Annotated in this window: 11 protein-coding genes and 1 pseudogene; 1 reads left to right on the top strand and 11 read right to left on the bottom strand. The window is 61.3% G+C overall.

The window, feature by feature from the left end; genetic code table 11:
• Positions 1–144: 144 nt before the first annotated feature.
• From BMX59_RS11260 to BMX59_RS30450, 8 genes and pseudogenes are all read right to left on the bottom strand, one after another.
• Entirely contained in the window at positions 145–1,704 is a 1,560-nt protein-coding gene (locus BMX59_RS11260; RefSeq protein WP_093121355.1) for an SPOR domain-containing protein, read from the bottom strand.
• Positions 1,705–1,714: 10 nt separating this feature from the next.
• Complete coding sequence (aroB, locus tag BMX59_RS11265; protein ID WP_093121358.1) at positions 1,715–2,815, bottom strand: 3-dehydroquinate synthase; 1,101 nt, start codon at positions 2,813–2,815, stop codon at positions 1,715–1,717.
• A 125-nt stretch (positions 2,816–2,940) separates the two neighbouring features.
• Positions 2,941–3,459 (bottom strand): shikimate kinase AroK, encoded by a 519-nt coding sequence (gene aroK, locus BMX59_RS11270; protein ID WP_003171222.1) that lies wholly within the window; start codon positions 3,457–3,459, stop codon positions 2,941–2,943.
• A 4-nt stretch (positions 3,460–3,463) separates the two neighbouring features.
• Positions 3,464–4,720, bottom strand: a pseudogene (locus BMX59_RS11275) (type IV pilus secretin PilQ); the annotation flags it as partial.
• A 139-nt stretch (positions 4,721–4,859) separates the two neighbouring features.
• Positions 4,860–5,825, bottom strand: coding sequence for a pilus assembly protein PilP (locus BMX59_RS11280; RefSeq protein WP_092246416.1), 966 nt, complete (start codon positions 5,823–5,825; stop codon positions 4,860–4,862).
• Complete coding sequence (locus BMX59_RS11285; protein ID WP_092246413.1) at positions 5,822–6,376, bottom strand: PilN domain-containing protein; 555 nt, start codon at positions 6,374–6,376, stop codon at positions 5,822–5,824. The genes BMX59_RS11280 and BMX59_RS11285 overlap by 4 nt, the downstream gene beginning before the upstream one ends.
• Positions 6,373–7,026 carry a type IV pilus assembly protein PilM gene (gene pilM, locus BMX59_RS11290; protein ID WP_093121363.1) on the bottom strand — a complete coding sequence of 218 codons (654 nt, stop codon included), beginning with the start codon at positions 7,024–7,026 and terminating at the stop codon, positions 6,373–6,375. The genes BMX59_RS11285 and pilM overlap by 4 nt, the downstream gene beginning before the upstream one ends.
• 23 nt (positions 7,027–7,049) lie before the next feature.
• The gene (locus BMX59_RS30450; protein ID WP_156682174.1) at positions 7,050–7,196 is read right to left on the bottom strand and encodes a hypothetical protein; all 147 of its coding nucleotides are present in this window, start codon (positions 7,194–7,196) and stop codon (positions 7,050–7,052) included.
• Positions 7,197–7,247: 51 nt separating this feature from the next.
• Here BMX59_RS30450 and BMX59_RS11295 point away from each other — a divergent pair, with 51 nt between their 5' ends.
• Positions 7,248–9,707, top strand: coding sequence for a penicillin-binding protein 1A (locus BMX59_RS11295; protein ID WP_371914370.1), 2,460 nt, complete (start codon positions 7,248–7,250; stop codon positions 9,705–9,707).
• 206 nt (positions 9,708–9,913) lie between these two features.
• On the opposite strand, the gene BMX59_RS11300 is transcribed toward BMX59_RS11295, so the two are convergent.
• From BMX59_RS11300 to rpmE, 3 genes are all read right to left on the bottom strand, one after another.
• Complete coding sequence (locus tag BMX59_RS11300; protein ID WP_071492370.1) at positions 9,914–11,182, bottom strand: malic enzyme-like NAD(P)-binding protein; 1,269 nt, start codon at positions 11,180–11,182, stop codon at positions 9,914–9,916.
• A 181-nt stretch (positions 11,183–11,363) separates the two neighbouring features.
• Positions 11,364–12,170 (bottom strand): thermonuclease family protein, encoded by an 807-nt coding sequence (locus BMX59_RS11305; protein ID WP_093121368.1) that lies wholly within the window; start codon positions 12,168–12,170, stop codon positions 11,364–11,366.
• Positions 12,171–12,184: 14 nt separating this feature from the next.
• Positions 12,185–12,418, bottom strand: a complete 234-nt coding sequence (rpmE, locus tag BMX59_RS11310) for a 50S ribosomal protein L31 (RefSeq protein ID WP_005784030.1) — start codon at positions 12,416–12,418, stop codon at positions 12,185–12,187.
• Positions 12,419–12,527: the final 109 nt, after the last annotated feature.

Below are 12,527 nucleotides of genomic sequence, written 5' to 3' on the forward strand. Positions count from 1 at the left end.
GTCAAAACTTTTTTAATTCTGACCGCTACGACTCAAAAGCCACTGTGACGCAGACACCACAAAGCGCGCGGTCTCTAGAGACAGCACGCACTTGCGGTTTTTTTGAGGTGCCGGGAGGGCGGCCTGGGTAAGGCCGCCGGATCTTCAGCGAGTTGTTGCGAGTTCTTGTTGAACGCTGGCAACAGTGCGAGGCCAAGGTTTACCAGCCTGAACCTTCGCTGGCAAGGCCTTGATGGCAGAATCAGCCGCTGCACGGCTGGAGAAACTGCCATAGGTGATCACGTAGAGAGGCTTGCCGTTGAGCACTTTCTTGAAATAACGGTACTCGCCGCCCTGCTCTTTCACGAACGCCTGGGCGTTGGCTTCGGAGCTGGTGCCGAGGATCTGCACCACGAAGTTGCCGGAAGGCTGGCTGCCATACCAGCCGCTACCTGCAGCACCGGCCTTGGCAACGGTGGCGGCTGGTTTTTCAGCAGGCTTGGCAGCCGGGGCCGGAGCGGGCTTGGCGGCTGGCGCAGGCGCAACCGGTTTGGTCACAGGCGCAGGCTTGGCGGTTGCAACAGTCGGTGCCGGCGTTGGTTTTGCCGCTGGCTGACCGGCTGGCACGCCCGCAGGGGGTGCAGTGGTCGTGACGGTCGGCGGTGTTGCGCTGGAACCTTCCACCGGCACGCCGTCATCACCTTCGGAGATACCACCGGCTTCTTCGGCGAGCGGGCCGCGCATGACGGGTTGGCCAACCATCGGCAGGTTGGTCGGTTGCCCGGAATTGGCGAACTCGACGTTTGGCGTGGGTTTGCCCAGTGGCAACTGCGCCTGTTCGGTTGGCGCGCCGGCCGTGGTCGGTGCCTTGCTGCGGCCTGGAATCAACCAGGCGGCGGCGACAGCGACCACGACAACGGCGGAAATAGCCAATACGTGTTTCTTAGGCATAGAGAACCCCATCTTTGGACGCTTGACCGCTGTGCGGCTGGCAATCATGGCTTCGATCATGGCATCGCGGGCAACCTGGTTGATGGTGCCAGGCCAGCCGTCGGAGCTTTCGTGAATATCAGAGATCTGTTGAGCGGAGAAAAGTTCGATACCCGCGCCCGCGCCTTCCAGGCGTTGAGCCAGGTATTCGCGGGTTTCTTCCTCTTCGTACGGCTGCAGTTCGATGACGTGGAACAGCTCCTGATCACCGCTGATCTGCTCCAGCTCGGCAATCAGCGACGACTCACCAAACAGGAACACGTGGGGGCGACCTTCCGGCGTACCGGCCGCCAACGCCAGCAGCGCTTCGAGGGCGGATTCGTCGAGCTGCTCGGCGTCATCCACCAGCAGGTAGACTTCCTGGCCGGTCAGGCCCAGTTGCACCACTTGCTTGAGGATTGCGTTCGGTTCGGCAGTCGCCACGTCCAGCGCCTGGGCGACTTGGCGCAACACGCCCGCCGCATCACCGGCACCACGGGCCGACACCACCACGCTCTGCACCGACTGCTTGTTAGTGCTGGCCACCAGGGCCTGGCGCAGCAAGGTCTTGCCGCTGCCCAAAGGGCCAGTCACGACCAGCAGCAATTGGCTGTAGCGCGCGAGGTGATGCAACTGGCCGAGCACTGGTTTGCGCTGGGCCGGGAAAAATTTGAAACCAGGCACCCGTGGAGCAAAAGGGTCGTGGCTTAACTGGTAATGGCCGAGGAACGCCTCGTCGGCATGCAAACTAGTCATCGGGATCTTATTAACCTTTAAGCTGGGCCAGGGCGCGGTAATTCGCTCCCAGCGTGGCCTGTAAAATCTCTTTCGGATAATCGTCGGTCACCACCGCTTCGCCCATGTGGCGCAGCAGCACCAGTCGCAGTCGACCGTCGATCACTTTCTTGTCTATTGCCATATGTTCGAGGAAATCTGCCTCGGTCATCTCTTCAGGCGGAATCACCGGCAAACCGGCGCGCTGGAACAGGCGGATGCCACGGTCACGCTCCTGGGCACTGATCCAGCCCAGGCGCTGCGACATCTCCAGTGCCATCACTGTGCCAGCCGCCACGGCCTCTCCATGCAACCACACACCATAGCCCATGTGGGTTTCGATCGCATGGCCGAAGGTGTGACCCAGGTTCAAGGTGGCCCGTACGCCGGACTCCCGTTCGTCGGCATTCACCACGAGTGCCTTGGCGGCACAGGAGCGGGAAATGGCTTCGGTGAGGGCCGCCTGGTCGAGATTGCGCAAGGCGTCGACGTGCTCTTCCAGCCAGGTCAGGAACGGTTCGTCGCAGATCAGCCCGTACTTGATGACTTCCGCCAGACCCGCCGACAGCTCACGCGGCGGCAAGGTGTTGAGAGTCGCGGTATCGATCAGCACGGCTTGGGGCTGGTAGAACGCGCCGACCATGTTCTTGCCCAGCGGATGGTTGATGCCGGTCTTGCCGCCCACCGACGAATCCACCTGGGACAACAGGGTGGTCGGCACCTGGATAAAGTCCACGCCACGCTGGTAGCAGGCCGCTGCAAAGCCGGCCATGTCGCCGATGACACCGCCGCCCAGGGCGATCACGGTGGTGCGGCGGTCATGACGTGCAGTCAGCAGGCCATCAAAGATCAGTTGCAGGGTTTCCCAGTTCTTATGGGCCTCGCCGTCGGGCAGGATCACAGAAATAACGGAGTACGCTGCGAGGCTGCGGCTCAGACGCTCAAGATACAGCGGCGCGACCGTTTCATTGGAGATGATCGCCACTTGCCGCCCGGCAATATGCGGTGCGAGCAACTCGGGCTGGTCCAACAGACCTTCGCCAATATGGATCGGGTAGCTGCGCTCGCCTAGATCGACCTTAAGTGTCTGCATGTGTCCCCGCGTTGAAGATGTATTGACGACCGGTAACGTCAAACGCTGACGCTGCCTGATGGCTCTACGCCACACCTTGGGAGGTGTTGGCGCGCCGCCGAGAATAGCGCATTTCGGGCCTGGCTTTAACGGGGTGGCAGCCGTTGCAGGCGCTCAAGAATGTCGAGGACCACCATCCGGGGTGGCCGCTCATCGGTTTCTACCACCAGATCGGCAATTTCCCGATACAGCGGATCGCGCAGCGCCAGCAAATCCCGCAGGGTTTTCTCCGGGTTGGCCGTGCGCAGCAACGGGCGATTGCGATCACGGGCGGTACGGCCCACTTGCTGCTCGACCGACGCATGCAGGTAGACCACCCTGCCACCGGCATGCAGCGCGCGGCGGTTCTCGTCACGCATCACCGCGCCCCCACCCGTCGCCAATACCACGCCATCGCAGCCGCACAGCTCGGCAATCATCGCCTGCTCGCGGTCACGAAAGCCCAGTTCGCCTTCCTTATCGAAGATCCATGGGATATTGGCACCCGTGCGCAATTCAATTTCCTTGTCGGAATCTTTGAACGGCAGGCGCAGCTCTTTGGCCAGCAAACGGCCGATGGTGCTTTTTCCAGCGCCCATCGGTCCTACAAGAATCAAATTTCGCACAGAATCAACGACTCACAGCAATCGCCTGGTTATTCATAATACGCGGAGTCAGGAATACCAGCAGCTCGGATTTTTTCTCCGCCAGCACATCGCGCCGGAAAAGGCGGCCAAGATACGGCACATCGCCCAAAAATGGCACTTTATCTACCACTTTGCTTTGGGTATTGGAGAAAACCCCGCCGATGACGATTGTCTCGCCATCCTTGACCAGCACCTTGGCATTGACCTCGTTTTTCTTGATCGGCGGCACGTCGTTGAGTTTATTGAGATAGTCGGGCTCATCCTTGGTGACTTTCACCTCCATGATCACGCGGTCGTCAGGAGTGATTTGCGGGGTGACCTCCAGCGACAGCGAGGCTTCCTTGAACGACACCGAGGTCGCGCCGCTGGAGCTGGATTCCTGATAGGGAATCTCGGTGCCCTTGAGGATGCGTGCGGTTTCCTTGTCGGACGTGACCACCTTGGGTTGCGAGACGATTTCGCCGTTACCGGTTTTCTCCATGGCGGTGAGCTCCAGGTCCAGCAGCAGGTTGTCGGTGATAAAGGCGATGCCCAAGCCCGAGGTGCCGTTGAGTGTTCCCAAGTCCACGAAAGGTGAACTGGGTGGGTTTTCCGGCGGCTCCGCGCCTTCAGGCAGAGGTTTGGGAATGCCACCCGCGCTCCAGTTGCCGCGAGCGAGCCGCCCACCCCAGCGCGCGCCCAGGCTTTTGTCATAATCGACATTCGCCTCGACAATCCGCGCCTCGATCATGACCTGGCGCACCGGCACATCCAGCTGCGCCACGATCCTGCGCAGTTCCTCCAGCCGCTCGCCAGTCTGATAGGCGATGATGTTGTTGGTGCGATCATCCACCGCCACCGAGCCACGCTCATCGGTGACGCCCTCAAGGCCCGTGAATGACTGAAACAACTTGGCCAGGTCCGCCGCCTTGGCGTAATTGACCTGCAACAGCTCCCGACGCAACGGCGCCAGTTCGGCCATTTGCTTGCGCGACTCCAGCGTCAGCAGCTCACGCGCGGCCAACTCCTCGGCGGGCGCGACCAGCAACACACCGGCCTTTACCCGCTTATCCAGGCCCTTGGCTTGCAGCACCAGGTCCAACGCCTGATCCCAAGGTACATCCTTTAGACGCAGGGTGATCGAGCCCTGCACATCGTCGCTGGCAACCAGATTGAGGCCCGCCACATCGGCAATCTGCTGCAGCGCGGTGCGCAACTCGATGCTCTGGAAGTTGAGGTTCAGCTTGTCGCCGGTGTAAGCGCTCGACGTGGCGCTGCCAGGCGGTGGCAACTGGATCAGGTCTACACGATTGGGCACAGCAACAGCCATCGGCGCCGTGAACGCTATCCATAGCGCCACACCGAAGGACAAGAAAATCCTTTTCATTGATTCGATTCCGTTATGAGTTGACGTTCAACACCAGGGTTCGCGGGCGCTCCAGCCATGCACCCTGACCATCGGGAAACAGCTCGACCAGCTCTATGTGACGCTCATGGATGGCCGTGACCCGGCCATGGTCCGGCCCCAGATAGTCACCGACCGCCAGGCGATGCACCGTGGAGGCCGCACGCAGCAAGGCGAAAACCTGCGACCCGCGAGACAGCGTGCCGACCATTTCGAACTGGTCCAGCGCAAGGCTTTCCAGGGCTGCACGTGGCCGGGCGAGATCTGGCGCACGGGCTGGCCGCCCAGGTAGATGATCGACCTGAACGGCAAGCCGCTGAAAAGGGTCGCGCAGCCCAGAAGCCTCGTAGACAAAGGGCTGCCCTTGGCGGGCCTGACCGCCTCCCCCGCCGCCCGGCTGCCAGTAGCTCTTGACCAGCAGATCAAGGCGCAGCAGCTTGCCATCCCGCCGCAGGACCACATCATGCACCGTCGCGATTCGCGCCAGACCACCCAAGCTACTCAGGAACGTCGCCAGGTCGTGGTAAGCCCCTGTCACGCCGACCTGTACCGGCTGCTCGTGATAGTACTGCTGAGACTGTTCGTCCAATGGCGTGACGCTCTCGACCACCAGACCATTGGCCAATGCCAAGTGCGCGATGTCTTCCAGCAAGCCGGGCATTTCGGATTCGCCCGGCAACGCCCGGAAAAGCTCATCGGCTTTCACCTGCATCACTTGGAGCTGCTGCGTGCGCGCCTCAAGGGGGGCAGCCATGGCCGTCTTTTGAGCGACTTGCTGTTGCAGGGCCACTTCCCGCACCTCGACCTGGCTTAGCCGCTGACGCGACGGGCTCAGGTACACAAGGTCACCCACCACAAATATCAGGCTCGCCAGCGCACAGCCCAACAGGGCCTTGCCAGGCAGGGGCCATTTTGCAGCGTTGTGAGTGAGTGCAGAAAGATTGAGCCTCAACGGGCTCAAGGTTGTGCCTCGGAAGGCTCGCCCTGTCGCACCATCAGCTGGAATTCATTGTTGCCACGCGCGCCCTCGGTTCGCACCTGTTGCAACCGCGTAGAGTGGGCGCCTTGCGCGGCCTCCAGGCGACGCATCAGTTGGGCGATATCCTGGCTCGACTCGGCACTGCCGCTGATACTCACCGTATCGCCCTTCGCCACCACTTCATGCAGATGGACACCGTCGGGTACTGCGCGCGCCAACTGATCCAACAATTGCGCACCGGACGAGCGGGAGTCGTGCAGGTCCTGCACAACCTTCATGCGCTGCGCCAACTGCTGGCTTTGCTCCTGCAGGTCGTCGATGGTCTTGATGCGCGAATCCAGGCCGGTGATTTGCTTGCCCAGATGGTCATTACGGGTCACTTGCCGGTCAATGGCCTGGTCGATCACCTGGTCCGCCAGCCACACGGCTGCGAGCGCCGCGCAGGCGAACGCCAGCAGGCACGCCAGCAGGTACTTGCGTCGCCGCTCCGCCAGCGCCTGGCGCCAAGGCAAAAGGTTGATTCGTGTCTTCAAGCGAAACTCCTCAGGGCCAACCCGCAAGCAATTCCCATCCCGTGGGCGTCCACGGCCCATTGTGCACCATCGACTCGATGGCCCGGCGTGAAGCTGGCGAAATCCTGACTGCATGCGCGCGCCAATGCAAACGCTTCGACATCGACCACCCTCGGCACCAGCCCGGCCAGCGCCAGAACCGCCTCCCGTGCCTCGACGTGTTCCTTCAGGCACGCCGCCAGCAGCACCTCGACACGACCTGGGTCCAGGGCGGTCGGCCCGCGCACTTGAAAGTCGATGGCCACGTCATCCAATGGATAAGGAATGTACTGGTCTGCCTCCATCTGGATCATCCAGGCCATCTCATCGTCGGTGAGCCCAGCCTCCATCTCGATTATGCGCGTGATCACCGAGGGCCCGGATACCGCAGCGGCAGCACCACGGACCGACGTTGCCATTCGCGACAACGCACTGCGCAAGGTGCGTCCCACGCCTTCGAGATCCAGAAATGTGCCGTCGACCACCGAGCGTACCGGCAATGCCTGGGTGACATAGGCCCGAATGTGGTAACCCGTGATTGAACGGCCCAGCTCCACCAGCCGGATTGCCGTGTCATTGATGTCGACGCCCAGCAGGGTATCGAGTTTTCCCGTGAAAAATCCTTTTCCCATAAAACTCCCTAAAGCTTTGCCTGTCATACCGCCTGATTGCCGCCGGGCGCCATGCATTCGGTCGACTTGTTGAGCAGGTGCGAATGACGCCCCAAGTCGAAAAATGCTTTAATGCCCAGCGTTTTTTGCCGCTTTTTATCTGCAGCTCGGGTCGATCCATCGATTGCCATGCAAGCCCCGACGCCTAACCCATTCTTTTCTCTGGAAATCCAAAAGCCTTGATTCGTCTGCTGAAGTTTTTCGGGTACTCCATTGTCGCCATCGTTTGCGGGCTGCTGCTCGTGCTCAGCGGGGCCTACCTCTACCTTAGTCCGGGTTTGCCCTCCGTAGAGGCTCTCAGAAGTATCCAGTTGCAGATTCCTTTGCGGGTCTACAGCAGCGATGAAAAACTGATCGCGGAGTTCGGCGAAATGCGCCGCACACCGATCCGTTTTGCCGATATTCCACCCAATTTCATCAGCGCCCTGCTCTCGGCTGAGGACGATAATTTTGCCAACCACTATGGCGTCGACCCCAGCAGCCTGGTGCGTGCGGCCACGCAATTGGTAAAAAGCGGACACATTCAATCCGGCGGCAGCACCATCACCATGCAGGTGGCGAAGAACTTCTTCCTGACCAGCGAGCGCAGCTTTTCGCGCAAGGCCACCGAGATCCTCCTGGCACTGCAAATCGAACGCCAGTTGACCAAGGATGAGATCCTTGAGCTGTACGTGAACAAGATCTACCTGGGCAACCGCGCCTACGGGATCGAGGCGGCCTCGCAGGTCTACTATGGCAAGTCCATCCGTGACGCCAGCCTGGCGCAGATGGCCATGATCGCCGGCCTGCCCAAGGCGCCTTCACGCTTCAACCCACTGGCCAACCCGGCGCGCAGCAAAGAGCGCCGCGACTGGATCCTGGGGCGCATGTACAAGCTGGGCAAGATCGACCAGGCCGCTTACGAAAGCGCCATCGCCGAGCCGTTGAATGCCAGCTACCACGTGCCGACGCCGGAAGTGAACGCCCCTTACATCGCCGAAATGGCGCGCGCCGAGATGGTCGGCCGCTACGGCAGCGAGGCGTATACCGAAGGTTTCCGCGTGACCACCACCGTGCCGAGCGACTTGCAGGATATCGCCAATAATTCGGTGCATTCCGGCCTGATCACCTATGACCAGCGTCACGGCTACCGTGGCCCCGAATCACGCCTGCCGGGCAAGACCCTGAGCGCGTGGACCACCGAGTTGGGCAAACAACGTGCGATCAGCGGCCTGGAGCCGGCCATCGTCACCCAGGTGAAAAAAGATGGCGTGCAGGTCCTGACCCGCACCGGCGAAGCCCATGTGGCATGGGACAGCATGAAGTGGGCGCGCCCGTTCCTGAACACCAACAGCATGGGCCCGATGCCCAAGCAACCGTCGGACGTGGCGCAGGTGGGCGATTTGATCCGCGTACAACGCCAGAAGGACGACAGCCTCAAGTTCAGCCAGGTGCCGCTGGCCCAGGGCGCACTGGTGTCGCTGGACCCGCAGAACGGTGCAATCCGTGCCCTGGTCGGTGGCTTCGCGTTCGAGCAGAGCAACTACAACCGCGCGACCCAGGCCAAACGCCAACCGGGCTCGAGCTTCAAGCCGTTCATCTACAGCGCCGCGCTGGACAACGGCTACACCGCCGCCAGCCTGGTCAACGATGCACCCATCGTGTTTGTCGACGAGTACCTGGACAAGGTCTGGCGCCCGAAGAACGACACCAACACCTTCCTGGGCCCGATCCGCATCCGCGAAGCGCTGTACAAGTCGCGTAACCTGGTGTCGATCCGCTTGCTGCAGGCAATGGGCGTGGGCAAGACCATCGATTACATGACGCGCTTCGGTTTCGCCAAGTCAGACCTGCCGCCCAACCTGTCCCTCGCCCTGGGCACCGCGACCCTCACACCGATGGAAATCGCCACCGGCTGGAGCACCTTTGCCAACGGCGGCTACAAGATCACACCGTACCTGATCGACAAGATCGAAAGCCGCAACGGCGAAACCCTGTTCACCGCCAACCCACCACGCGTGCCCGGTGACGTGGTCAACGGCGTGGCAGCGACGGATGGCCTGGCAGCGCCAAGCAATGGGGGCATCACCATCGAGCCAACCCCAGGCACGACGCAGGCCGCCAACGGTACCCCGGCGGAGCCACAGGCGCCGGCAGTTGCCGAGCGTATTGTCGACGGCCGTACCACTTATATTCTCAACAGCATCCTGGAAGATGTGATCAAGAAGGGGACCGGCCGCCGCGCCCTGGCGCTGAACCGGCCGGACATCGCCGGCAAGACCGGTACCACCAACGAATCCAAGGACGCCTGGTTCTCCGGCTACAACGCCGACTACGTGACCACCGTGTGGACCGGCTATGACCAGCCGGAAAGCCTGGGTCGCCGCGAGTTCGGTGGCACCGTCGCGCTGCCGATCTGGATGAGCTACATGGGCGCAGCCTTGAAGGACAAGCCGCCGCACACCCAGCCGGAGCCGGAAGGCATCCTCAGCCTGCGCATCGACCCGATCAGTGGCCGTGCAGCTTCGCCAAGCACTCCGAACGCGTACTTCGAACTGTTCAAGAGCGAAGACACGCCGCCGTCGGTCAACGAGCTGGGCAATGGCGTTGCACCGGGTAGCCCGCTGCCGGCGGATGAGGCGGCGCCGATCGATCTGTTCTAGTGAGATTTATGGCCTGAAACAGATTCAATGTGGGAGCGGGCTTGCTCGCGATTGCGGTGTGTCAGGCGCCACATGAGCTGATTGATCCATCGCTATCGCGGGCAAGCCCGCTCCCACACTTGGGTCTCCACAAGGCCCAAGTGAATCGCCACAAAAAAGCCCCGACTCGCAAGAGCCGGGGCTTTCTGTTGGTGCGCTACAACGGCTTAGCCGTTGAACACATCATCCACGCTTTTCAGCGGGTAGTGCTTCGGATACGGCAGGGTGGCCACGCCGGTCTCGATGGCGGCCTTGGCCACGGCATCGGAGATCAGGGTGATCAGGCGCTTGTCCATTGGTTTCGGGATGATGTACTCACGACCGAATTCCAGCTTGGCGCCACCGTAGGCGTCGCACACGTCCTGAGGCACCGGCAGCTTGGCCAGTTCACGCAGGGCATTGGCGGCAGCCACTTTCATCTCTTCGTTGATGCGCTTGGCGCGAACATCCAGGGCGCCACGGAAGATGAACGGGAAGCCCAGTACGTTGTTGACCTGGTTCGGGTAGTCCGAACGGCCGGTGGCCATGATCACGTCGCTGCGGGTGGCGTGAGCCAGTTCCGGCGAGATCTCCGGGTCCGGGTTGGAGCAGGCGAACACGATCGGGTTGGCCGCCATGGACTTGAGGCCTTCGGCGCTCAGCAGGTTCGGGCCGGACAGGCCGACGAACACGTCTGCACCGTCGAGGGCGTCAGCCAGGGTACGCTTGTCGGTGGCGTGGGCAAACATCGCCTTGTACTGGTTCAGGTCGGTACGCTCGGACTGGACCACGCCCTTGCTGTCGACCATGAAGATGTTTTCCAGCTTGGCGCCCATGCTCACCAGCAACTTCATGCAGGAGATGGCCGCAGCGCCGGCGCCCAGGCAGACGATCTGCGCGTCAGCAAGGGTCTTGCCGGCGATTTCCAGGGCGTTGATCATGCCGGCCGCGGTTACGATCGCGGTGCCGTGCTGGTCATCGTGGAATACCGGAATGTCGCACTGTTCGATCAGGGCCTTTTCGATCTCGAAGCACTCAGGTGCCTTGATGTCTTCCAGGTTGATGCCACCGAAGGTGATGGAAATGCGCTTGACCGTGTCGATGAAAGCCTGCGGGCTTTCGGAGTCGACTTCGATGTCGAAAACGTCGATGCCGGCAAAGCGCTTGAACAGCACGCCCTTGCCTTCCATGACTGGCTTGGAGGCCAGTGGACCGAGGTTGCCCAGGCCGAGAATCGCGGTGCCATCGGAAATCACTGCAACCAGGTTGCCTTTGCCGGTGTACTTGTACGCCAGTTCGGGGTCGCGGGCGATTTCACGTACGGGCTCGGCAACACCAGGGCTGTAGGCCAGCGACAGGTCGCGGGCGGTGGCAGTGGCCTTGGTGAGCTCTACACTCAGCTTTCCTGGACGAGGATGGGCATGATATTCGAGAGCGGCAGTTTTCAAATCAGACATATCGGCATTCCGCTTTTACTGTTGGTCGACGGACCGCCGAGGATACGCGTGTCGCAAAGTCCCTACAAGACTGGGTAGTCACAGGTGTCAAGGCCCCAAAGCGCCGTACTTTGGTCTAAGGCCACGGGATACAAGGGGTTAACTGTTCACAATCGAATAAAAAAATGTCTACAATTTTTTATTAATCAGCCAATTTGAGCATGCTGGGGTCGGTCAGCGGCAGCAACCAACGTGCCTGGCCGTTTTTCCGGCCACCCCATCTGGATCGATCCTGCACCCAGCCACGGGCCTCGACTGCCCTGCCTTGCAGACCACTGAGCAATACGGAGTCGAACCGGCGGGCGAGTTCGGGTGCAATGCGTAATACCAGTGAACCCTGCAACTCGATCCAGATTCCACCACGATTGCGTTCGACCTTGCTCACTCGGCCGCTGACCAGGGCGAAGCCGGACTGCTTGAGTTGCGCCACGCTTTGCACGGGTGACTGCTGCCATACGCCCAAACGCGCGTCACGGGCGCTGTCCTGCGCAGCTGTCTGGCAAGCGACAAGATCGACATTGGGCGCGACCCCCACCTGAAACCCCAGGCCTTCGGCCAGCAGTTGCGCCTCAAGATTCTTTCCATCAGCGCTGTAGAGGTGGGCCAAGGTACGGCCGTAGCGGTCCTTGCTCTCGCGCCCCGGCACCAAGCCAACCCGGCCGCCACTGGCCTCAACCAACACCTGCAAACGCTGGCGGGCCGCAACGGCGTAGGGCTCGTCGGAGCGGCCTTGCTTGCCGGTTTCCGGGGCATTGAGACCGATCATCCGCACACTGCGGCCATCCTTGAGGCGCACGGTGTCGCCATCCACCACGCGTTGCACCTCCACCCGGGCCAAGGCGGACGGCGCGGGGCAAAACACGTCGGCCTGGGCGACTGAAAGCCAAATCCCAGGCACAAAAAAGGCGCCCACACGGGACGCCTTTTTCAACAGCTGGCAAAAGCCCATAAGGCTTTTGAGCCTTACTCTGCTGGAGTAGCAGCAGGCTTCTTGCCGAAAGCACCAAAGCGATCTGCGAAGCGCTGTACACGGCCGCCGGTGTCCAGAGTTTTCTGCTTACCGGTGTAGAACGGGTGGCACTCGTTGCATACGTCAGTACCCAGTGGCTTGCACAGGTTCGAACGGGTTTCGAACTTGTTGCCGCAGCTGCAGGTGACTTCGATGGTTTCGTACGCTGGATGGATATCGGCTTTCATGGCACTTCCTCGGGCTAGCGTGCCGCCACTCGACACTATTGTCGAATACCGCACGTAATTAGGCCGCGGATTCTACCAGACCTTTTCAATCACGCAAGCTGCACATCTG

Origin of the sequence: Pseudomonas sp. NFR09, from assembly GCF_900111535.1 — a bacterium.
Taxonomy (GTDB): Bacteria; Pseudomonadota; Gammaproteobacteria; order Pseudomonadales; family Pseudomonadaceae; genus Aquipseudomonas; species Aquipseudomonas extremorientalis.

Bases quoted from the DNA above. Each gene is read 5' to 3' on its own strand.
- aroB (WP_093121358.1), bottom strand. From the start codon at position 2,815: ATGCAGACACTTAAGGTCGATCTAGGCGAGCGCAGCTACCCGATCCAT.
- pilM (WP_093121363.1), bottom strand. From the start codon at position 7,026: ATGGGAAAAGGATTTTTCACGGGAAAACTCGATACCCTGCTGGGCGTC.
- BMX59_RS30450 (WP_156682174.1), bottom strand. From the start codon at position 7,196: ATGGCAATCGATGGATCGACCCGAGCTGCAGATAAAAAGCGGCAAAAA.
- BMX59_RS11260 (WP_093121355.1), bottom strand. From the start codon at position 1,704: ATGACTAGTTTGCATGCCGACGAGGCGTTCCTCGGCCATTACCAGTTA.
- BMX59_RS11305 (WP_093121368.1), bottom strand. From the start codon at position 12,170: ATGGGCTTTTGCCAGCTGTTGAAAAAGGCGTCCCGTGTGGGCGCCTTT.
- BMX59_RS11300 (WP_071492370.1), bottom strand. From the start codon at position 11,182: ATGTCTGATTTGAAAACTGCCGCTCTCGAATATCATGCCCATCCTCGT.
- rpmE (WP_005784030.1), bottom strand. From the start codon at position 12,418: ATGAAAGCCGATATCCATCCAGCGTACGAAACCATCGAAGTCACCTGC.